Here is a 22,013-nt window from a genome sequence, read left to right on the forward strand (position 1 = left end):
CTTGTATGGGCTAGCGGATGGCGGCGTTGTCACTGCCGGCGAGGCGCGCCATCCTGTTTGCGTATTCGTGCCGCGCCGGTGCGCCTTGTGCCAGCCACTGCAGCAGCCGCAGGCCGAACAGCAGCGGCCTCTTGTCCCACGGCCGGCTGCGTGGCAACTGGAACCGGTCGGCCATGCCGCCGATCGCACCCACCGCCGTGGTGAACGCGGCTTCGAAGCCAGCCTCGCGCACCATCGCCACGTGTCGCGCGTCGAAGTCCTTGCCGGCCTTGCCGTTAGGGTAGGCGAACAGGCGCACTGGCTTACCGATCAGCGCTTCCAGCTCCTGTTTGCCATTGCGGATTTCGGCACGCGCGGCGTCGTCGTCCAGGCTGGTCAGGATCGGGTGGGTGACGGTGTGCGCGCCGATTTCCACACCGCGGCGGTCCAGATCCACCACCATCTCGGGTGTGAGCATCAGACCGGGCGCGTCTCCGGTGCCGGCCAGTGTGGCGAGTCGTTCCACCAGTGCCGCGCGCGCCGGCGGCGGCAGGTACTTGGATGCCTCGGTCAGGCCGGCGGTGGCGCGCTTGCGGTCGGCCTCGTTGGCAAGCGGGTAGCGCGGCAGGCCCAGGTCCGACAGGTCGAGCGCGCCGGCGGGCAGCGCCTGCACTGCCTCGATGATGCGGTCGTTCCACATGCTGCCCCTGCCCACGTGGCCGCTCGTGACGAATACCGTTGCCGGCAAGCCGAATTCCTCCAGCACCGGCAGGGCCAGCTCGTGGACCGAACGGTAGCCGTCGTCGAAGGTGATGCAGACTGTGCGCGCTGGCAGGTTTCCCGCGTCTAGCGCGGCCAGGGCGGCGCGCAGCGGCATCACGTGGAAGCACTCGGCGAGCAGCGCCATCTGCCAGCGGAAGGCCGCAACGTCCGGCTCCGAGTCGAGCAGCGGGTCCGGGCGCGCGAGGATGCGGTGGTAGTTGACCACGCACAGGCTGGGCTCGCGCTGGCTGCGCGCGATGGCGTCGCCGGCAAGGCGCAGCAGGCTGCGCGTGAAACCGGTATGCGTCGTCATCGCGGCGCCTCCGCCAGCGCACGCGGGAGAATCCGCCTCTCCAGCACGATCAGGAGCGCAATGATCGCAAAGGTCAGGTCGAAGTAGGCAAAGCTGAGCGCGGCGCCGCCGACACAGAACGCGAACAGCGTCAGCTGCAGCGTGGTGGCGGCCTGGGCGATCCACTGGGCCGATGCCGCCGCGCGGGCGCGCCGGGCGACGCGGTGCGCGGTACGGAACGCGCCCACCAGGATACCGAGGTAGATCGCCAGGCCGAAGAAGCCGTGGTCGCCCAGCACCTGGAAGTACACGCTGTGGGCCGCGCGCGCCTTTTCGGTGTCCGGCAGCGCGTCGCCGGTATAGAACCACGGGTAGGAAAAGAAGTCTTGCGACAGCGAGGACCAGACCGGAAAGTACTCGAGTCCCTTGAAGCCGCCGCCAAAGAACGGGTGGCGCATCGCCATGATCATCGACAGCTTCCACGCGACCACCCGGCCCATGAACGAGGCGTCCTTGCCGGCCGAATTGATGCTGTCGATACGCGACAGCCATTCCGCCGTCGCCACTTGCGACACGCCCAGCGCGAGCACCGCCACCATCGCCGTCACCAGCAGCTTGCGGTCGGTCTTGATGAAGAAGTAGACGCCCAGTGCGAGCAGCGCGATGAAACCGCCGCGCGACTGGGTGCCGACGATGGCCACCACCGTGAGCGCGATCGTCCCGAGCAGGCCGATCGACAGCACACGCGACTGTTTGCCGTATTCGCGCAGCAGGTAGGCGCAGATCGGCAGAAGCATCACGAAGGCGACCGCGAGTTCATTGCGGTCCCCCAGCACGTGCCCGGCCATGCCTTCGATCTTGTGGCCACCGCCGCTGGCGAGGAACTTGAGCGCTTCGATGTCGGCATAAAAGCCAACGGATAGCACCACGCAGCCGAGGAAAAAATCGAAATGCAGCTTGCTGTCCACGATGGCCAGCACGAACACGAACAGCACCACCACCTTCATGAAGCGGTCCCAGATTTCCCAGGCCACCTCGGGCCGGCCAAGGGCTGTCAGCGTGCTGCCGGTGGTCCAGGCAAAGAACAGCAGCACAAGAAAAGCGGTGCCGCTGAAGGCGAATTTTGGTTTGTAACGGGTCGTCAGGTAGCCGAAAATCGCCAAGGCCGCGAACAGCAGGTTGTAGCGGATCGCGGCGGCCGGGCCGTACACCCAGCCGTTGGGGAAGAACAGCGCGGTCCAGATCCACAGCCCAAGCCCGATGAACGGGCGCCTGGCGATCGCGTACAGCATGAATGGCAGTACGGCCAGCAAAAACGCATCACGCATGACTTACCCCGGCCGCTTTTCGTTCTTGCGCGCGGCCTTGACGTCCTGCGCGATCGCCCACCGGCACAATACCAGCACCGCGATCAGGTCGAGGGCCCACAGTATGCTTTCCATGTCTGGTTTCCTTTGATTGCATGGCGCTCGAGCGCCTGCCCGAATACCTTGATTTGACCGGCGGTGGTGTCGTCCCAGCTGAAGCGCTCGGCGTAGCGGCGCGTGGCGGCGCGGTCGGGGTAGCGGCTGCGCAGCGCAATCACCGCTTCGGCCACGCCGCGCGCGCTGCGCTCGCTCATCAGCACGCCCGCTTCGGGCGCTGCCACCACTTCAGGGGTGCCGTAGACGCGGCTGGCGACCACCGGGGTCCCGCACGCCATCGACTCGAGCAGCACGTTGGCCCAGCCCTCGCGGCTCGATGCCAGCACGAGCGCGTCGGCGGCGGCGTAATGCCGCGGCAGTTCGGACTGCGGCACCGCGCCGAGGAACTGGACGCGGGTGGCCACGCCAAGCGTGTGCGCCAGCGCTTCCAGCTTGCCGTGGTCCGGACCGTCTCCGGCGAGCACCAGCCGCGTATCCGGCAGCATGGGCAGGGCCGCGATGATCAGTTCCTGGCCCTTGACCGGGACCAGGTGCCCGACCGCGAGCAGCGTGAATGCCGGGTTGTCCTTGCGCGCGGCCGGCTGGAACAGATCCAGGTCCACGCCGTTGCGCAGCGAGGTCACACGGCCGGGGTCCACGCCGAGCGCCACCACTTCGTCGCGCAGCGCGTTGCAGACAGTGATCAAGGCACTCGCCTGGTTCGCGGCCCAGCGGACCATCATGCGCGGCAGGCGATAGCGCGGGATCAGGGTGATGTCCGAGCCGCGCGCCGTCACAACCACCGGCTTGTTGAAGTAGCGGCCCAGCATGGCGGCGGCCACACCGTCCGGATAGAAGTAGTGTGCGTCGATCAGGTCGAAGTCGTAGCCCTCGTCGATGATGCGCGCGATGGTGCTCCTGGCCGCCTGCGCGAGCAGGGCCGGCGCCACGTTCATGCCGATCTTGGGCAGCACCGGGTAGCGCGGATGCTCGACCAAAAGGCCGTGGCGCGTTTCGGCGCGGGGCACCCTGGCAAAGCGCGCCCATGCGCCGAAGCGTTCATGCGTGCTCGGGAACCACGGCACCGGGGCCACCACCCGCGATTCGACCTTGCCGCTGGCGACCAGGTGGCGCAGGCGGGTTTCGACGAAGATGCCGTGGCCGGGCTTTTCGGCGTTCGGGAACAGCGTGCTGAAGGTCAGGATCTTCATGCGCCCGGCCTTCCGGTGAGGCGGCCGTAAATGCTCTTGTAGCGTGCCACGCTCACCGGCCAGTTGCGTTCGCTCTCAACGTATTTGCGCCCCGCCGCGCGCAGGTGCGGCCATTCCTGGCGCGACGCCAGCAGCGCGCCCACCTTGTCCGCGAGCGCGTCGGGGTCGTCGGCCTTGAACAGCACACCCGTCTTGCCGTCTGCGATGAGCTCAAGATGCCCGCCGACATCGGACGCGGCCAGCACGCGGCCTTGCGCCATCGCCTCCAGCGGCTTGAGCGGCGTGACCAGGTCGGTCAGGCGCATCGACGAACGCGGGTACACCAGCACGTCCAGCAGGTCGTAGTACTTCTGCACCTGGTCGTGCGGCACGCGGCCTGTGAAGACAACGCTGTCCTCGATGCGCAGCTCCCTGGCCAGACCGCGCAGCTGCTCGTCCTGCGGCCCTCCGCCCACCAGCAGCACGCGCAAATCCGGATGGCGCGCCGCGAGCCTGGGCACCGCGCGCAGCAGGATGTCCAGCCCCTCGTAGGCGTAGAACGAGCCGATAAAGCCGATCAGGCGCGAGCCCTGCAGGCCGAGCCTGGTCTTGAGTTCCATGTCGGCCGTGCCGCCGATAGAAAACTTCTCGATGTCTACCGCATTCGGGATCACCGTCACCTTTTCGGCCGGGATGCCGCGCGCGACGATGTCGCGGCGCAGCCCCTCGCAGATGGTGGTGACGGCATCGGCCTGTTTGAGCGCATAGGTTTCGAGCGCGCGGGTGAGCTTGTAGCGCAAACCGTTTTCGGCCGTGGTGCCGTGGTCCACCGCGGCGTCTTCCCAGAACGCCCGCACTTCGTACACCACCGGGATGCCGAAGCGCTTGCCGGCTCGCAGTGCGGCGATCGCGTTCAGGCTTGGCGAGTGGGCATGCAGCACGTCGGGCTTGATCTTCGGGATGATCTCGCCCAGCCGCCTGGCCAGGCCGTCAATCACGTCCTTCTGGCTCAGCACCGGCAATTTCGACAGCATGCCTGCCGGGGTGCGGTAGAAGTGCAGGCCGTCCACGGTCTCTTCCAGTGCGTCGGTGGCGCCCTGCTTGGCGCCCGTGACGTGAAAGGTTTCCCAGCCGAGCGCGCGCTGTTCGCGCAGGATCGAGCGCGTGCGGAAGGTGTAGCCGCTGTGCAGCGGTATCGAATGGTCCAGGACGTGCAGTACTTTCATTGTGCGGTGCTCCCATGCGCGCCATCGGCGCCGTTCTTGCGCAGGAAGGCGTCGAACATTAGCACCTGCCACAGCGCGGTGCTGTGGTCGTGGGCGCCGGACTGGTGTTCGTCCACCATCTGCCTGAGGTAGTGTTGGTTGAAGATGCCGGTACCCTCCAAAGCCGGGTTGAGCACGGCCTGCTTCATGGTCTCGCGCAGCGGTCCGCGCAGCCAGGCCGCGAGGGGGATCGAAAATCCCATCTTTTTGCGGTACAGGATGTCGTCGGACAGGTAGGGCTTGAGCGCCTTCTTGAACAGGTGCTTGCCTTCGCCGTTGCGCAGCTTCGACGATGGCGGCAGGCCCGACACCCACTCGACGAACTCGTGGTCCAGCAGCGGCACCCGCACTTCGAGCGAGTGCGCCATGCTGGCGCGGTCCACCTTGGTCAGGATGTCTCCCGGCAGGTACGTCTTCATGTCGATGTACTGAACCAGCGACAGCGGGTCGTCGGTTGGCGCCTCGGCCGCGTAGCCGCGCATGACTTCGATCGCGCGGTAGCCCTGCAGCTCGCTGCGAAAGCCATCCGAGAACAGCTGCGATCGCACGCGATCGTTCAGCATCGATACGCCGTGGAAGTAGCCCTCGGTGAGGTCGCGCGCCAACGCCTCGAAGGTGGTCTTGGCGCGAAACACGCGCGGCGCCCAGTCGGCCTTGGGGTAGGCGGCGCCCAGAAAACCGAACACGGGCTTCCTCACCGCCAGCGGCAGCATGGCGCGCACCCGCTCCTCGCCCATCGCCATGCGGTGGCGGCGGTAGCCGGCAAAGTTCTCGTCGCCGCCGTCGCCGGACAGCGCCACCGTCACGCGCTTGCGCGCGAGCTGGCAGACGCGGTAGGTCGGGATCGCCGAGCTGTCGGCATACGGCTCGTCGTACAGCGCGGCCAGCGTGTCGATGAGGCCATAGTCGTCCTTGCTCACCGTCTCGCACTGATGGCGGGTGCCGTAGCGCGTGGCCACCTGGCGCGCGTATTCCGATTCGTCGAAGGCCGGGTCGTCGAAGGCGATCGAGCAGGTGTTGACCGGGCCGTTGGTCACGCCGGCCATCATCGCCACCACCGCGCTCGAATCGACACCGCCGGACAGGAAGGCGCCCAGCGGCACGTCCGCCACCAGGTGGCTCTCGACCGCCTCGCGCAGGCGCGGGATCAGTTCGCCCTCGATATCGCGGTCGGTCATGCCGTAGTGCGGCTTGAACGGCACATCCCAGTAGCGCCTGGGCGCCGCGAGTGGTTCGCCTGCCTTGAGCGTGAGCGTGTAGCCGGGCTTGAGCTTGCGCGCGGCCTTGAAGATGGTGCGCGGCTCGGGCACATAGCCGTAGGCGAAGTACTCCTCCACCGCGCACGGGTCGATCTCGCGCGACAGGCCTGGTGCGGCCATGATCGACTTGAGCTCGGAGCCGAACACGAACATCCCGTCGGGCAGCAGCGCGTAGTGCATCGGCTTGATGCCCAGGCGGTCGCGCGCGAGGAACAGGGTCTTGCGGTTGCGGTCCCAGATCGCGAACGAAAACATGCCGCGCAGCCGCTGCACGCACTGTTCGCCCCATTCCTCCCACGCGTGCACGATCACCTCGGTGTCGCAGCGGGTGCGGAAGGTGTGGCCGCGCGTGGAAAGCTCGCGCATCAGCGCCCTGAAGTTGTAGATCTCGCCATTGAACACGACGACCACGCTGTGGTCCTCGTTGAACAGCGGCTGCAGGCCCGATGCCAGGTCGATGATCGAGAGGCGCCTGTGGCCAAAGCCCAGGCCGGGCTCGACGTGCACGTCGCCTTCCACCGGCCCGCGGTGGAACTGGCTGTCGTTCATCCGGTGCAGTGCGGCGCGATCGATGTCGCGTGCGCCCTGGGTATCAAACATTCCAACTATTCCGCACATGGTGTGATTGCTTGCTTGAGTGTTGTCCTGGGTTTGCACAGCTCGTCGTACAGGGCCAGGTAGTGGCCGAGCATGGCGGCAATGCTGTAGTGTTGTTCGACGCGCGCGCGTCCCGCAGCGCCATGGTTGCGCGCACGCTCGCTGTCCATCACGTAGCCGAGCAGGGCGCGCGCCATCTGGTCGGCGTCGGCTGGCGGCACCAGGGTTCCGGTGACGCCATCGAGCACCAGTTCGGGAATGCCGCCGACGGCGGTCGCCACCACCGGCAGCTCGGTTGCCATCGCTTCCAGCAGCGTGACCGGTGTGCCTTCCGCGATCGACGACAGCGCGAACAGCGAGAAGCTGCGCATCACCTGCGCCACGTCGGTGCGCGGGCCGGCCAGCCACACGCAGTTGCGCAGGCCAAGGGTGGCGATGCGTTCGGCCAGCGCGCCGCGCAGCGGGCCGTCGCCGACGATCACCAGCCGCAGGCGGTGCTGTTCGGATGGCAGCATCTCGCGCAGGCGGGCAAAAGCCTCGATCAGCGTGGCTTGGTCCTTCACGTCCTGCAGCCTGCCCACGGTGCCGATGACAATGCAGCCCGGCGCCATCCACGGCTCGCGCTGGTCTTCCGGCGCCGCGGCCGCGCCGAAGCGCTGCGTGTCCACCCCATTTCCGATGAAGCGGATCTTCGCGGCCGGAATGCCGACCACGCCGGACAGCCAGTGCTGCAGGTCGGTGGAGACCGGCACGTAGCGGTCGATGAACGGCACGAGCAGGCGGCGCAGCAGGTTGTGCTTGCGGTTGCTGCCGTTGGGGTCGCGCGCGTTGCGCCCGTGTTCGGCATGCACGCGGGCCGGCACGCCCGCCAGCGTCGCCGTGAATGCGTACTCGATGGCGCCCAGGTTGTAGGTATGCAGGATGTCGGGGCGCAGGCGGCGCAGCAGCTTGAACAGCGCGCCGTGCGTGCCCAGCGACAGGCCAGGGCGCTTGTGCAGCGCATGCAGCTCCACGTCCGGGCGCGTGATGCGCTTGGCGAAGTCCGTGTAGTCGGTCAGGCAGATGACGACGTGGCGGTAGGCGCCAACGGGCATGCGGTTGATCGAGTCGACGAGCAGGGTCTCCAGCCCGCCAATGTCGAGCCGGTAGATCAGGTGCGCCACCAGCGGCGTGGCTTCCGGGTGCAGGGCTTGCGTTGTCATCGTCAACCTCCCTTTGCGTCGGCGAGCGCCGCGCCGATGGCGTCGCCCTGCGCGGACAGGAAGGCGCGCATTGCGCGGCGCGCTTCCTCCGGCGACTCCGCGAACGGCGCGTACAGCAGCAGCGCTGCGCCGTCGTCGCCGCGCAGCAGCAGTTTCGAACGTGCCTGCAGCAGCTTGGCCTTGTAGGCGCTGGCCGTGTACTGACCGCCGACCCACATCCACTGCCAGGCCAGTAGCGAACCTTTCCCGCTTTGGAGCGCGGTCTCGGTCAGCGCAAGGGGACGCCCCGCAACCGCTTCGGTCCGCGTTCCGGAAGCCGTCCAGTGCCACGCGTCGTTCGGGTTGGCCAGCTTGTTGAGCGAGCTGACCAGGCTCCTGCTGCTGTCCTGGTCGCGGTAGTAGAGCACCGTCAGCCCGACCGGCTGCAGACCGGCCGCGCGCCACGCGCCGCTGTAGCCGGCGCTCGGCGCGAGGAAGCGCGGCGACCAGTCGGTGAACATTGGTGTGGCGGGCCAGGCGACCTGCGGCGCATGAAGCCGTACCGGCGCCGGGTTGGCGTTGGCATGCTCGTTGTACCGGGCGAGCGCTGGCCACAGGGCCGCGAGCAGCAAGGTGTACGCCGCCATGCGCGCCATCTGGCCAGGAGCGGCGGGCGCTATGGCCGACTGCGCCGCCGGGGCGTTGCGGCGCGCGGCCGGCTCCTGCGCCTCGTCTTCGCGCCAGTAGCTGCCGATCCAGAACATGATGAACATGACCAGCCCGAAGAACAGCCAGCCGTAGATCAGGTGGTCCACACCGGTGGCGAGCTTCATGCCGGACAGGTGGCCGATCATGACGATCATGTAGGCGCGCAGGCCGTTGGCCACGATCGGCACCGCCACCGACAGCGCGACGAACATGGCCCGCCGTGTCATTGAACGGTAGGTCAGGTAGGCGTACAGGCAGCCCAGCGTGATCGACGAGATCAAGTAACGGATGCCGCTGCACGCTTCCACCACCGACCAGGTACCGGTTGGCAGCTCGAAGCGCGCGCCGGTGCGCAGCACGGGTATGCCGCTGGCCCGCACTGCGGCCACGGTGAAGTCGGCGGTGAAGTTGATCAGCGGCTGCACGAAGATTTCGCCGAACGGCACGGCAAACAGCAGGAACAGCAGCGGGAACGCGAGCGACGCGGCCAGGCGCGGCCCGAGCAGGGCCAGCACGCCCAGCGGGATCATCGATACGAATGCATACTGCCGCACCACCTGCACTTCACCCACGGTGGCCAGCAGCCAGCCCGCCCCGGCCAGCGCCAGCGCGGCGAGGCCCGGCCACCACGGGGCCATGGGAATGTGCGTGAAGTTCTCGCGGCGGCGCCACACCAGCCATGCGCTGATGGGCAGGATGGCATAGCCGTGGGCGAAGGTGTCCGAACTGTTCCAGACCGTCACGATCGACTGCACGGTGGACAGGTACAGGAAGAACGGCGCCAGCAGGCACAGGCCGGCCAGCAGCAGCGTTCCGCGTGCTGCGCCAGGTTGCGCGATGCGGATTGCGTGGGTTGGCGCCTTGGTCAGCATTCGAGGCGCTCCCCGATGCAGGCCAGGTTGCTCGGCCAGCTGTACTGCCGCTCGACCCTGGCGCGCGCGGCCTTGCCGATGCCGTGTTCCGGCACGCACAGGAGCGCGGACACGGCCTCGACGAAATCGGACGCGTCTTCGGCCAGCACCAGCTCGGTGCCGGGCACGGCGTCGATGCCTTCCAGTGCCTGTGGCGACACCACCACCGGGGTTGCCATCGCCATCGCTTCGAGCACCTTGTTCTGGATGCCGCGCGCCACCCGCAGCGGCGCGACTGCCACCTTTGCATGCGCAATGTAGGGGCGCACGTCCGGCACGGTGCCGGTGACGGTCACGCCTTCATGCTGCGCCAGCGCCTGCACGGCGGCGGTGGGACGAGCGCCGACAATGTAAAAGCGCAGGTCGCCGTGGCGCGCGCGCAGCGCCGGGAAAATCGCGCTCGCGAACCACTGCACCGCGTCCACGTTGGGCCAGTAGTCCATGGCGCCAGTGAAGACGATTGCGCGTTCGCCCGGCTGGTATGGGTTCTCGTGCCCGAGTTCAGGCGAGAAGTAGTCGGTATCCACGCCGTTGTTGAAGAAGCCGATCTTGCCGATGCTCTCGGGCGCGAGGCTGCGGAACAGCTCGGCCTCGGGAGCGGACACGAACAGCGAGGCGTCGTACTCGCGTGCCACCCGGCGCTCGTAGGACAGCAGCTGGTTCGCCTCGTGGCGGTACAGCCAGCTCACCGGCCATGCCTTCTTTTCGGCGTACTGGCGCCATTTGTCCGAATCGACGTCGCAAAAGTCCACCACGCGTCGCGCGCCCGGATGGTTTTCGGCGTATTGGGCCATGGCCGACGAAAACACGAGGATGCGCTCGATGCCGTATGCGGCGACGGTCTGGTCCACCCAGCGCTGCAGCGCCGCGTCGCGGTAGTAGTCGAGCGACAGCGAGCGGCCCTTGACCAGCGCGCCCAGACTTCTCACGCGCGCCAGCGCCGGGTTCAGGCCGGCGAAGTGGCTGCTGGCGCACATCGCTTCCACGTGCGGCACATGCTGCCAGTCGGCCGGGTCGTCCACGAAGGTCGCCAGGTGCACGCGGTAGTCCTTTGCCAGGTGCTTGAGCAGGTGGTAGGAGCGAATCTTGTCGCCCTTGTTGGGCGGGTACGGGATCCGGTGAACCAAAAGGAGCAGGTCTTCCATGTGCTTACCCCAGGTTGCGCACGATGTACGGGCCGAGCGCGTTGGCGACCGGCAGCGGCAGCCTCTTCCACATGCGGATGAACAGCTGGTACTTCGGGTTGAGCGGGTTGTTGTCGGGGAGCGCCGTGGCGCGGTACAGCTTGTACTCGTAGGGCAGCGACTGCGCGGTGAAGCCCCAGTTCTTCTTGAAGTCGTAGGCGCCGGTGCCCAGCTTGCTGCGGCCGAAATCGAACAGGCGGCAACCGCGCGCGCTGGCGGCCTGCATCAAATTCCAGTACATGAAGTCGTTGCCGGCCACCTCGCGCGCCAGCGCCGTGCCGCCGCCGTAGTAGGGCACGACCTCGTCGCGCCAGTAGAAGCTGAGCACCGACGCGACCAGTTCGCCGGTTGCGGTGGTGATGGTGCGCACCTCGCACTCGTCGCCGAACACCTGCTGCAGCAGCGCGAAGTACTTTTTCGGGAACACCGGGGTGCCCAGGCGATGCACGCTGGTGGCATACGCGTCGAACATGCGGTCCACGTTGTCGTCGACCTCGCCCACCAGACCAAGCTTGATCGCCTTGCGCACCATGGCGCGCTGCTTGCGCGGGATCGCGGTCATGTTTTCTTCGTCATCGCCCGAGATCGGCTTGCGGAAGGTGACGTACAGTTCCTTGGTTTGCCACTCGGGGTCATCCGGGTGGGCGCGCCGCATGCCGCGGTATTCGAGGTGGCCTACGCCCAGCTCTTGCGCCAGCGCGTGCGCCGCGCCGTCGAGCATCGCGCGCGCGGTGTCGGTGAGGGCGGCGACGCCGCCGTACACGCAGAACGGCATCGCCCCCAGCGAGTGCCCGAACAGGCGGCTCTTGATCTGCGCCAGCGGGAGCACGCCCTGGATCTGGCCGTCCTGCTGCACGTAGTAGAACCAGGTCTTGATGCCGAACGACTCCTCGATCACTTTCTGCCAGCCGGAGAGGTGGAAGAAGGTCGCGTCAGGGCAGGTGCGCACGAATGCGTCCCAGCGGGGGCGCTCATGCGGCTGCATCAGGTGCAGGGTGTGCGGCCCGGTCGCCAGGATCGGGGCGGCGTGTTTGGCTTGTGCCAGTTCGATGATCGTCATTGCTTGTCCAGGAAAATGCGGTCCATGCGGTCCCACGCAAAATCGCGGGTGAGCTGTCGAATACGTTGTTCCATCCGGTCGATGTTGATGTAGTGCCGGAAGCGCGCCTTGGGGGACAGGCCCTGCGGGCGCGGCTGGCCGGGGTCGATCTCCCACGGGTGGAAGTAGAAGATCGCGGCCTGGCGGTCGATGCGGTTCACGCGCTCCATCATCCAGCGCGACAGCGTGTACGGCAGCAGGCGGAAGTAGCCGCCGCCGCCCGCAGGCAGGTTGCGCTGCATGAGGCGCACGGTGGTGATCGGCACCTCGAGCAGTCCGTCCGGCCCGGTGGGGTGGAAGGCGAAGCGCGGCGCGTGCGGCATGCCGTAGTGGTCGTGCCGGATCGGGTAGATGCTCGAGCTGTAGCGGTAGCCGGCACCCAGCAGCTCGTCGAGCGCCCACAGGTTGTCCGCGCCGATTGAAAAGCTGGGCGCGCGGTAGCCCACCACTTGCGCACCGCCGATGTCCTCCAGCAGCGCCTTGCTGCGCCGGATGTCGCGCGCGAACTCGGCGCGGCCCTGGTCGCTCGCGCGCAGGTGGCTGTAACCGTGGCTGGCCAGCTCGTGGCCCTGCGCGACAATCGCGCGCACCACGTTCGGGTAGCGTTCGGCAATCCAGCCGAGCGTGAAGAAGGTCGCCTTGACGCCGTTGTCGGCAAACAGGGCGAGAATGCGGTCCATGTTCGCCTCGACCCGGCATTCGCGCGCCGGCCAGCTGTCACGCGCGATGAACGGCGCGAATGCGGACACCTGGAAGTAGTCCTCGACGTCGCACGTCATCGCGTTGACGACCGGGCCGGTGCTGCTGGCGTGCCCTGCCTGCAGCGCTGCTTCGTTCATCTTCATTGGGCACCGTCCGCTGGCTGTGCGAGCGCGGCCTGGGGCGCGGCCACCATGTGCTTCAGGAGCGAGAGCATCGATACCATCGATGTCTCCAGGCGCGTCATGCGCTCGTCGATCGAGTCGGCCGGTGGCGTCGCCTGCGGCGCGGCTGCGGCCGCGTGCTCGAATTGCTGGCCGGGCAGCTCGAACTCCTCGCTGATGTCGCGCACAACCGCCTGCACCTCGGCCGCGCCGAACGCGTGCAGCTCTTCGAGAAAGCCCATCAGCATGATCCGGTCGCACAGCGTGTTGGTCTTGCGCGGAATGCCGCCGCTGTAGGCGTAGATCGCGGCGTGCGCCTCGGCCGAGAAAGCCGGGTCGCCCTTCCAGCCGACCGTCTGCAGGCGGTGCTCGATGTAGGCGCGCGTCTCCTGCGCGTCCATTGGCCCCAGGTGGTAGCTGGCGATCACGCGCTGGCGCAGCTGCTGCATGGTCGGGCTGTGTAGGGTGGCGCGGAACTCGGGCTGGCCGAGCAGGAAGGTCTGCAGCAGGCACTGCGAATCGGTCTGGAAGTTCGACAGCATGCGCAGCTCTTCCACCGTGCCCGCGTTCAGGTTCTGCGCCTCGTCGATGACCAGCAGCGCGCGCTTGCCCTGGCGGCCGGTCAGGCGCAGGAACTGCTCAAGGCGCGCCAGCAGCGTGGCCTTGGATGCGCCGTCGGTCGGCAGGCCAAAGGCAGACGCCACCATGCGCAGCGCATCGTCCGCGTCAAGGTGCGTGTTGACGATGTGCGCCGCGACGATCTGGTCCTTGGGCATGCGGTTGAACAGGTTGCGCACCAGCGTGGTCTTGCCGGCGCCGACTTCGCCGGTGATGACGATGAAGCCCTCGCCCTGCGACAGGCCGTATTCGAGGTAGGCCATGGCCCGCTTGTGGCCGTGGCTGGCGAAATAGAAGTGCGGGTCGGGGCGCAGCTGGAACGGCTTGGCCGACAATCCATAGTAGGTTTCGTACATCGTGTTCTCGCTCCGCTTAAAGCTGGATGGACAGGGTGGCCGACACCGCGTTCTCGGTGTAGGTCTTTGCGTTTAGGGCGCTGGAGGCGCCGCGCGCGTGACGAACTTCGAAAGCGGCCTGCATGCGGTCGCTGAGCTGGTGGTTCATCCCGAATCGCACGGTGCGCGTGTCCTGCGCAAGGCCCGTCGAAAGCGACTGCGTGCGAAAGGCCAGCGCCGACAGCGATGCGCTGGTGCGCGATGAAACGCGGTAGGTGTAGGTCGAGGACAGGCCGCGCTGGCGCGTGTCCTGACTGGCGGTGGCCAGCTCGCTGCCGAGGAACTGGCTGTCGCTTTGCGCCAGCGACAACGCCTCGCGCCGGGTGTCGTACGCCGACAGCAGCCAGCTGCCGTGGGCGCCGTTCAGGCCGATCGACGCGTGCAGCTGCTTTTGCCGCATGAAGCGGTTGCTGAAGTAGTTGATGCTGTCGGCCAGCGTGGGAGGCAGGCCGGCCACCTTCATGTACGCCTCGACCGCCTGGGCGCGCGCGGCCGGGTCGGGGAAGGAGGTGGTGAACATCTTGTCCAGCATGGCTGCGGTGTCGAACGTGGCCGGCAGCAGGAATTGCGAGCGCGCGGTGGTGATCTCGTCGCTGTACGACAGGTTGAACACGCTGTGGCGGCGCCGGTGGCTGGCCGAGAGCGAGCCGCTCGGGCCGAAATAGCGATGGCCGAAGCTCGCGCGCACGCTGGTGCGGCTCGATGGCGCCCAGATGAAGCCGCCGGCCCAGTTGGCGCCGGCGGTGCGCCCGCCCAGCGACTGGAAGTCGTAGCGGTCGTAGCCGCGGCTTGCGGTCAGCGCGAAGCTGCGGCTCAGGCGCAGGCGCAGCGTGCCCATCGCGTTTTCCGACGACGAGGGCCCCATCAGCTTGTTGTCCAGGTCCTGTTTCGAATAATCGAGGCTCCAGCCGAGCGTGTAGAACGACGGCCCGCTGGCCAGGCTGGCGGCCACGGTGCGGCCCTCGCTGGTGCCCAGCAGGTTGCGGCCGGCGTCCACCGAGTCGCGCAGGTAGCGCACGGTCAGGTCGGCGCTGCCGCCGAAGCGGTGCCGCAGATAGGGGCTCACGCGCCAGGTGTGCACGTTGGCGCGGTTGCCGGTGGCCCAGAGGTTGCCGGTGACAGCGGCCTGGGGACCGAACGCCGAGACGGACTGCGGGCCGCCCGAGGCGAGGGCGTCCACGTACAGCCAGTCGTCGATCACGCGCGCCTGGGCGTTGGCGTTGTACTGGTTCACGCTGTCGGCGGTACCCGGCATGCGCTTGCCCTCGTAGGCGAACACGTGCCAGCGCGTCATCGCGGCCAGCGACAGACGCGGCGTGCGGCCGGTCAGCGCAAACCCGGGCGTGACCTCGCCGATCCACGCGCTCCTTGCCTGCTCGTCCGGCTGCAGCGCGACGTTGTCGGTGAAGGTCTCGGTGACGCCGACGAATGGCGTGAAGCGCCAGCCGGCGTGGCATTGTGGCGCTACCGCGAGCAGCGCCAGTGCGACCGGCGCCAGCCGCGGCAGCTTAACCGTAGTGATAGCCATACGCCGCGTCGAGGCCCGGGAAGTCCCTGGTCTTGTTGTAGATGAGGTTGACGTTGCTGCAGCCTTCGAGCTGGCCGATCGCCTCCATCACCGCGTGCTGGGTGGTCTGCTCGGCTTCCACCACCAGCGCGATCTGGCCCATGTGGCTTGCCAGCACGCGCGCTTCGCTGGTCATCAGGAGCGGCGGCGAATCGAAGATCACCACCCGGTCCGGGTAGCGCGTCGCGATCTCATGCAGCAGGGAGCTCATGCCCGAGCTGGCCAACAGTTCGGTCGAGCGCGCGGTGGAGGTGCCGGCCGGGAGAATCGACAGCGTGTCCACGTTCGTGCGCAGCATCACGTCGGCCACGTCCAGGCGCGTATCGGCCAGCACGTCCATCAGGCCGGGCTGGTTGGGCAGGCCGAGCGTGCGCAACACAGACGGGCGCGCCACGTCGGCCTCGACCAGCAGCACGGTGTGGTCGAGTTCCATTGCAATGCTCATGGCCAGGTTGATCGCGCACCAGGTCTTGCCTTCGCCCGGCAGCGAGCTGGTGATCATGATGAGGTTGGCCGGCTTGTCGCCCGGCGCGCGCGCGGCGAAGGCACGCTGCAGCAGGGGGCGCTTGATGATGCGGAATTCCTCGAGCAGCTGGGTGCGCCCGCCGGCCGCGGTGACCAGGCCCATGGTGCGCATGCGCTCCAGGTCCAGATCGACCGTTTTGGCGGCAGGGCGAACGACCGGCGCGGCGGTGGCCGCGTCGAACCCGGGCAGCGGCAGCGCGGGCGGCGCCGGCGGCACGAACGCGGCGGCGGTTTCCGGTTCGGCGCCGGCGGGAATGGGTTGGGCGGCGCTTGCACGCTGCAGGTCGATGCGGCTGGCCGCTTTTTCGATAATGCTCACGATGACTCCTTGTGTTCTATCCGTTACAGCGCGGGCCGCGCCACGATCGCGGCCACGCCGGCGCCGTAGGTCCCGAACAGCACCAGCACCGAACAGGCCAGCGCATACAGGCGGCGCCGGTGGCGCACGCGCTCGCGCTCGGTCCAGTTCATGCCCACGCTGCCCAGCACCGGCAAGCCGGTCACTTCGCGCAGCGACGCGTGCGACAGGAAGGTCGGGCGCACCTGGCTCATCAGGAAGGCGCCCGCCACGCCGGCGCCGAGCGCGAACACGAACACCAGCGAGAACAGGCGCAGGCGGTTGGGGCCGGACGGCTTGGTGGGCGCGGTCGGCGGGTCCACCACGCGGAAGGTGAGCATGTCGGTGGCCGAGGACAGGTCGCCGGACAGGCGTGCCGATTCGCGGCGCTCGACCAGCTTCTGGTAGTTCTCGCGGTTGACCTGGTAGTCGCGGTTCAGCTGCGCCAGCTGGGCTTCCACCTCGGGGATCACGGTGCCCTGGGCGCGCAGGCGGGAAACGCGCGCGGCGTGTTCGCCCACGCGGGCCTTGAGCGAGGCCACGCGCGCCTCGGCCGCCGACAGGCTCACGTTCAGCTGCTGCAGCATCGGGCTGTACGAGGCGCCCGGGTCCAGGCTGCGCTTCGGATGGCTCAACTCTTCTTTCTTGCGCGCCTGGAGCTGGTCGAGCAGGCGGCGGCTGGCGATGATGTCCGGGTGCTGGTCGGTGTACTGCATGCGCAGCGCGTCCAGATTCTTGGTCACGGACGCGATGCGGTCGTCCAGCTCCTTGTCGGCCAGCGCCGGATCGAGCTTCTCGCCCTTGCCGTCGCCGGCGATCTGGTGGCGGATCGCGTTGCGGGCCTGCTCGGCCTCGGCCAGTTCAAGGCGCGCCTGGTTCAGCTGCTCGGTGGCGTCGGCCAGCTTGGCGCCATAGTCGGCGCCGTCGCGCGGCAGCATGCCCACGTTCTTGATCTTGAATTCCTTGAGCGCGTTCTCGGCGCTGGCCAGCTTTTCCTCGTAGGTCTTGATCTGGTCGTCGATGAACTGCACCGCCTTTTCGGAGTCCTGCTTCTTGCCGCCGAAGCTGCCCTCGACGAACATCGTCAGCAGCGACTGCACCACGTCGCGGCCCAGCTTGGGATTGGGGGCGGTGTAGCTGATGGTGTAGATGTCGTCGCGCTCGGTGCCCGCGATTTTGATTTTGTCCATGAGCTCATCGACCATCTTGTCGTGCTCCCTGGCGTCGCCGGCCTTCACGTCCAGGTCCACCATGCGCATCAGCTTTTCGACGTTGGGGCGGCTGAGGAGCGTGCGGCGCATGAACACCACCTGCTGCTCCAGGTTGGGCAGGGTGGTCATCCCCGACAGCAGGGGCTTGAGGATGGTCTGGGTATCGACGTACACGCGGGCCGAGGTTTCGTACTGGTTGGGCAGCTTGAGCACGATCGCCCAGCCGACCAGCGCAAAGGTCCACGTGATGGCGACCGCGTGCCAGCGGTACTTGCCAATCGCCTTGAGAAAGTGGTGGATTGCGGCCGTCATTTCTGCCATTTGCTTGTCTCGTCTAAAAAATGCCCGGCGGGGGCGAGGTTGTTGCCTGCTTGTTGGGCGGATGCGAGTTCCGCGATGAAATTTCCGTCGTGAATTACTAAGGTGTCGTTTCTGCAATCAAACTTCCGTGCGTTACCGCACCCAAGTTTTGGTTTGGCAATCAATGAACTGTTGTTAGCTCATGCAAACACTTGTCTGGCCTCGCGTGCCGGTTTGCATTGTTGCCAAAAATTAAACGATTTGATTGTAGTGAGAAAAAAAATTTCACGTAGCACGGTTGAGCTTGGCGAAGCCTTGCGCCGCGTCCCTGCAGGGGAAACGGGGATCTGACGGGACACGGTGAGGTGGCGGAGACAGAATCGAGAGCCGGGCACGAGCTTGAAAACGTGAAATGTTCTCCCGTGCGCGGTGTCTTTTCCAAAAGCACTATAGTTCCGACTCAACAGGAAACTGATGGGTAAATTGCAACTTTCAGGCCGGCCTGGGTTGACGCGACCTCTGCCACGAAGGAGAACAAGGAAATGACATACCGACTGACCGCCAGGGCTGCCATCCTGGCCGCCACCGCGAGCCTGGCCCTGCTGCTGGGCGGCTGCGCGACCCCGCCGGCCCCGGCCGAAAACCAGGCCGTCGCCGCCAACCCCGACTATAAAATCGGTCCGGGCGACGCGGTCAACATCATCGTCTGGCGCAATCCGGAGGTGTCGATGTCGGTGCCGGTGCGTCCGGACGGCAAGATCACCACGCCGCTGGTCGAGGACCTGCAGGCGGCCGGCAAGACGTCCAGCGAACTGGCGCGCGACATTGAAAAGTCGCTGTCGAAATACATCCAGCAGCCGGTGGTGACGGTGGTGGTGACCAACTTCATCGGCAATTACAGCGAACAGATCCGCGTGATCGGGCAGGCCGCCAAGCCGCAGGCGCTGCCCTACAAGCGCGACATGTCGCTGATGGATGTGCTGATCGCCGTCGGCGGCGTGACCGATTTTGCCGCCGGCAACCGCGCCACCATCATCCGCAACGTCGATGGCAAGCCGCAGCGGCTGGCCGTGCGCCTGGACGACCTGGTGCGCGACGGCGATGTGTCGGCCAACGTGGCGATGCGTCCCGGCGACGTGCTGGTGATTCCCGAGAGCTTCTTCTGACCGGCCACAAGCCGGGCTTCCTCCGCGCCGCCTTCGGGCGGCGTTTTTCTTGTGCGCATTGGATCGGGTCCAAGCGGCTGTCGGAAAACCTTACACCGCGGCCGCCGAGCCAAGGACATCATCAACTAAGTCATTGAAAATAAAAGAACTTGATGGGCTGGCACGGCGATTGCTAAATGTAGGGCGTGTTGGCGAGAAATTAATTATTCACATCGAGGACGATACATCATGAAACTGCTGAACAAACTTGCTACCGCTGCTGCTGTTGCCCTGGCCTTTGCTGGTTCCGCGAATGCGGGCGTGGTCATGAACGACTGGGTCTTCAATCCTGTGGGCGGCGGCTTCGAAAGCGGCCAGACGGTCCACGAATACCTGGATGTGAACGGCAATTCGTTCATCCAGCTGAGCCCGACCGGGACCTCGAGCTTCAGCTTCAAGGAGCACTCGGTCTTCAACATCCCGCAGGCCGACAGCAACTTCAAGCTGTTCCCGGTGACCTACCCGGGCGGCAACATCACCGCGACCTTCGAAGCCTACGGCACCGGCACCCTGTCCGGCAGCTTCACCTTTGGCGGCGGCCTGATCAAGATTTACCAGAACCCGACCAGCGGCCAGTACGGTACCAGCGCCGGCATTTACGGCGCCAACCTGGGCAACCTGATCGCCACCTTCGACGTGCTGGCTGGCGGCGGCGGCAAGGTGGACCAGTTCGGCAACCCGGTCTCGAACGGCCAGGTGACCGTCAATGCCAAGGCCAGCGCCGGCGATCTGGCCGCGGGCTACTTCTTCCGCGGTAATGGCGACGACCTGTCGAAGGAGAGCGTGCTGTCGTTCGCCTTCACCAACGCCAACCCGCTGCAGGACGCCAATGGCATGCTGGTGTCGGAAGTGGCCTGCCAGTTCGCCGGCTTCACCGGCGCCGGCTGCAACGGCTCGGCTTATGCCAACGCTGCTGGCCAGTACTTCTTCCTGGGCACCAATGGCCAGTTCAAGCTGGCCGAAGTGCCGGAGCCGGGCTCGCTGGCCCTGTTCGGCATCGCCATGCTGGGCGCCGGCGTCGTGAGCCGCAAGCGCGCCAAGAAGGCCTGATCTGCCGGATCACGTTCGAATGGATGAAGGAGCGGGCTGCGGCCCGCTCTTTTTTTTCGGCCTGCTCGCGTTGTTTGAACGCGTGGGCAGAATCTGCCCACCCTACGAAAGTCGTGGTGGTTTTGTAGCGTGGGCAGGTTTCCTGCCCACGCGTCCAACTGTAGTGTGATTCAAGGGATGAGCAGCTGCTCGAGCGGCAGCCGCTCGGAGCGCGCCGTTGGCGCCGGTCCCGCGCCCACGCGGCCCATGTACACCGGATGCAGTTCGTCGGTGAAGATGAGCGCGCGCGCCTCGCGCTCAAGGCGCGCGGCCACGCCGTGCAGGCGCTCGGTTTGCGTGAAGCGAAGGCCCTCGCGCACGTACCTGGAGAAGATCAGCGGCGTCATCTCGGGCTGCATGAACAGGCCCAGCTTCGTCAGCGTTAGCCAGAAGCGCTGCAGCGCCCGGCCTGCTTCGATGTAGTCGTCGATCGATGCCGGCGCGCGCCGCGCCTTGAGCACGAAGTGGGCGGCGCACGCGAGCGCGGGAACGAAGTCCATCTGCAGGCGCGGCGCCCAGGTGCCAAGCGTGCGGTTCACAGCGGACATGCGGCGCCAGCTCGCCATCGCCCACTGCATCAGGCGCAGCGTGCCCGGGTCCACGCCCAGCGCGCGGTCGGGCACCTTGTCCGGGCTGCGCCAGGCGTTCCAGTGGATGATGCGGCGGTGGACATCGAATGCCTCGGGCATCGACAGGCGCAGGGCGGCGTTGGCGTACATCAGCCGCGCCGCGCGCAGGCGGTCGCCAAAGCTCTCCAGCCACGTGAGCGCATAGCCTGGCCCGAGCGACTGTTCCAGCGCCTCTTTCTCAAGAGCGGTGAGCGCGCGTGTGCGCATCGGCCGGCGCTGCACCGTGCGGCGCGTGATGGCGTCGATGAGCGGGCTGGGTTGGATGCGTGCGTCGGCCACCAGCCAGACATCGAACTGCGGCGATTCGACCGGGCGGTCGGAACGGCGGCGCACGTCGGCGCGCAGGCCATGGGCGCTGGCGGCGATCGCGATCGTCTCGAGCAGCGTGCCGATCGAGATCTGGCTCGGGTGCCCGTCCAGGTCGTACACGCAGTCGGCGCGCGTGTCCCACGCATGCACCAGCACGTGGCTTGGCCCCAGCACCTCGAAGCGCCACACCTGCGTGTTGTCGCCGGACGGCGCCCAGCGCGCCAGGTCGAGGATCTTGCGCATTGCGCCGGTCGGCATCATGGCTGTGCCGCCTTTGCCAGCTGGCGCCGGCCGATCGCGATCATCAGCCGGTGCAGCGGGTTGCGGTTGCCGCCCGGGCGCCAGGTGCGCGCCAGCTTGTTGCGGTAGGCGTCGAACTGCACTCCCCACGGCGCGGCCAGCACGCGGCCGCGGCCGAGCAGGATCTTGAGCGCCTCGGTGGCCGCGATGCCGGCGCAAAGCTGGCAGGCCATGAAGGTGGAAGGCCCGCGCCGCTCGGCGAAATTCACCGCTTCCGGCACCACCAGGTAGGGCCGGTGCAGGCCCGCCGGCGCCAGGCCCACGACGAAGCGGACCGCTTTTTCCACATCGGGCAGGTCGCCCCACTGGAAGTACTCTTCAAAGCTCATCTGCCCCGGCATGAAGGTGAGCAGCGCGGCGCCCATGCCCAGCGGGGCGGCGGTGGTGGCGGGCACGCCCAGTTCAAAGCACATCGCGAAAGTGCGCTGGCGGATGTCGAACGCGAAGAAGTCGAGCGCGTCCACATACAGGTCGGCGCCGTCGAGGAAGGCGTGCAGGTTATCGGCATTGACACCCTGGTCGAATACCTCGATCTCGATCTCGGGGTTGATGTCGCGTGCCATGCGCGCCAGCACCTCGGCCTTCGGTTCGCCCAGCGTGGACATCATCGCGCCCACCTGGCGGTTGAAGTTGACGATGTCGAAGGTGTCGAAGTCGGCGATGCGAAAGCGCCCGACGCCAAGGCGCGCCAGCGTGAGCAGGTGCACGCCGCCGACTCCGCCGCCACCGGCAATCGCCACGCGCTTAGTGCGCAGCGTCTGCTGCTCGGCGGGCGTGACCCAGCCGATGTTGCGCGCGAATGCGTGTTCGTAGACGAAGGGACTGTGGTGCACGG

The 22,013-nt window shown here is 67.0% G+C and carries 18 protein-coding genes; 2 read left to right on the top strand and 16 right to left on the bottom strand.

Translation table 11 applies throughout. The features are described 5' to 3' along the window. Positions 1-10 precede the first annotated feature (10 nt). From NX773_RS17665 to NX773_RS17730, 14 genes are all read right to left on the bottom strand, one after another. Complete coding sequence (locus NX773_RS17665; protein ID WP_258857615.1) at positions 11-1,054, bottom strand: polysaccharide deacetylase family protein; 1,044 nt, start codon at positions 1,052-1,054, stop codon at positions 11-13. Continuing rightward, the gene (locus tag NX773_RS17670; RefSeq protein ID WP_258857616.1) at positions 1,051-2,361 is read right to left on the bottom strand and encodes a putative O-glycosylation ligase, exosortase A system-associated; all 1,311 of its coding nucleotides are present in this window, start codon (positions 2,359-2,361) and stop codon (positions 1,051-1,053) included. The genes NX773_RS17665 and NX773_RS17670 overlap by 4 nt, the downstream gene beginning before the upstream one ends. 83 nt (positions 2,362-2,444) lie before the next feature. Continuing rightward, positions 2,445-3,647: a glycosyltransferase family 4 protein gene (locus NX773_RS17675; protein ID WP_258857617.1), complete on the bottom strand. Its 1,203-nt coding sequence runs from the start codon at positions 3,645-3,647 to the stop codon at positions 2,445-2,447. After that, positions 3,644-4,852, bottom strand: a complete 1,209-nt coding sequence (locus NX773_RS17680; protein ID WP_258857618.1) for a TIGR04063 family PEP-CTERM/XrtA system glycosyltransferase — start codon at positions 4,850-4,852, stop codon at positions 3,644-3,646. The genes NX773_RS17675 and NX773_RS17680 overlap by 4 nt, the downstream gene beginning before the upstream one ends. After that, the gene (locus NX773_RS17685; protein WP_258857619.1) at positions 4,849-6,768 is read right to left on the bottom strand and encodes an XrtA/PEP-CTERM system amidotransferase; all 1,920 of its coding nucleotides are present in this window, start codon (positions 6,766-6,768) and stop codon (positions 4,849-4,851) included. Before NX773_RS17685 ends, NX773_RS17680 begins: the two co-directional genes overlap by 4 nt. Beyond that, complete coding sequence (locus tag NX773_RS17690; RefSeq protein WP_258857620.1) at positions 6,756-7,949, bottom strand: TIGR03088 family PEP-CTERM/XrtA system glycosyltransferase; 1,194 nt, start codon at positions 7,947-7,949, stop codon at positions 6,756-6,758. The genes NX773_RS17685 and NX773_RS17690 overlap by 13 nt, the downstream gene beginning before the upstream one ends. 2 nt (positions 7,950-7,951) lie before the next feature. Beyond that, positions 7,952-9,508, bottom strand: a complete 1,557-nt coding sequence (gene xrtA, locus NX773_RS17695; RefSeq protein ID WP_258857621.1) for an exosortase A — start codon at positions 9,506-9,508, stop codon at positions 7,952-7,954. Beyond that, positions 9,502-10,692 carry a TIGR03087 family PEP-CTERM/XrtA system glycosyltransferase gene (locus NX773_RS17700; protein ID WP_258857622.1) on the bottom strand — a complete coding sequence of 397 codons (1,191 nt, stop codon included), beginning with the start codon at positions 10,690-10,692 and terminating at the stop codon, positions 9,502-9,504. Before NX773_RS17700 ends, xrtA begins: the two co-directional genes overlap by 7 nt. 4 nt (positions 10,693-10,696) lie before the next feature. Continuing rightward, the gene (locus NX773_RS17705; RefSeq protein ID WP_258857623.1) at positions 10,697-11,791 is read right to left on the bottom strand and encodes a FemAB family XrtA/PEP-CTERM system-associated protein; all 1,095 of its coding nucleotides are present in this window, start codon (positions 11,789-11,791) and stop codon (positions 10,697-10,699) included. Beyond that, a complete protein-coding gene (locus NX773_RS17710; protein WP_258857735.1) occupies positions 11,788-12,669 on the bottom strand; it encodes an XrtA system polysaccharide deacetylase in 882 nt (293 codons plus the stop codon). Before NX773_RS17710 ends, NX773_RS17705 begins: the two co-directional genes overlap by 4 nt. 2 nt (positions 12,670-12,671) lie before the next feature. Next, entirely contained in the window at positions 12,672-13,667 is a 996-nt protein-coding gene (locus NX773_RS17715; RefSeq protein ID WP_258857624.1) for an XrtA/PEP-CTERM system-associated ATPase, read from the bottom strand. Positions 13,668-13,683: 16 nt separating this feature from the next. After that, positions 13,684-15,234 (bottom strand): TIGR03016 family PEP-CTERM system-associated outer membrane protein, encoded by a 1,551-nt coding sequence (locus tag NX773_RS17720; RefSeq protein ID WP_258857625.1) that lies wholly within the window; start codon positions 15,232-15,234, stop codon positions 13,684-13,686. Further along, on the bottom strand, positions 15,215-16,117 hold the full coding sequence (locus NX773_RS17725; RefSeq protein WP_258857626.1) for an XrtA-associated tyrosine autokinase: 903 nt from the start codon (positions 16,115-16,117) through the stop codon (positions 15,215-15,217). Before NX773_RS17725 ends, NX773_RS17720 begins: the two co-directional genes overlap by 20 nt. A gap of 23 nt (positions 16,118-16,140) precedes the next feature. Next, positions 16,141-17,667 (bottom strand): XrtA system polysaccharide chain length determinant, encoded by a 1,527-nt coding sequence (locus NX773_RS17730; protein ID WP_258857627.1) that lies wholly within the window; start codon positions 17,665-17,667, stop codon positions 16,141-16,143. A 521-nt stretch (positions 17,668-18,188) separates the two neighbouring features. On the opposite strand from NX773_RS17730, the gene NX773_RS17735 reads away from it, so the two are divergent. Together NX773_RS17735 and pepA are read left to right on the top strand one after the other, a co-directional pair. Then, complete coding sequence (locus tag NX773_RS17735) at positions 18,189-18,812, top strand: XrtA/PEP-CTERM system exopolysaccharide export protein (RefSeq protein ID WP_258857628.1); 624 nt, start codon at positions 18,189-18,191, stop codon at positions 18,810-18,812. Positions 18,813-19,040: 228 nt separating this feature from the next. Beyond that, entirely contained in the window at positions 19,041-19,901 is an 861-nt protein-coding gene (gene pepA / locus NX773_RS17740) for a flocculation-associated PEP-CTERM protein PepA (protein ID WP_258857629.1), read from the top strand. A gap of 170 nt (positions 19,902-20,071) precedes the next feature. Here the strand turns inward: pepA and NX773_RS17745 are convergent, their stop codons facing one another. Together NX773_RS17745 and NX773_RS17750 are read right to left on the bottom strand one after the other, a co-directional pair. Next, positions 20,072-21,139, bottom strand: coding sequence for a nitroreductase family protein (locus NX773_RS17745; protein ID WP_258857630.1), 1,068 nt, complete (start codon positions 21,137-21,139; stop codon positions 20,072-20,074). Next, on the bottom strand, positions 21,136-22,011 hold the full coding sequence (locus NX773_RS17750; protein WP_258857631.1) for a ThiF family adenylyltransferase: 876 nt from the start codon (positions 22,009-22,011) through the stop codon (positions 21,136-21,138). The genes NX773_RS17745 and NX773_RS17750 overlap by 4 nt, the downstream gene beginning before the upstream one ends. Between the last annotated feature and the right edge of the window lie 2 nt (positions 22,012-22,013).

Origin of the sequence: Massilia solisilvae (genome assembly GCF_024753215.1) — a bacterium.
Taxonomy (GTDB): domain Bacteria; phylum Pseudomonadota; class Gammaproteobacteria; order Burkholderiales; family Burkholderiaceae_D; genus Telluria; species Telluria solisilvae.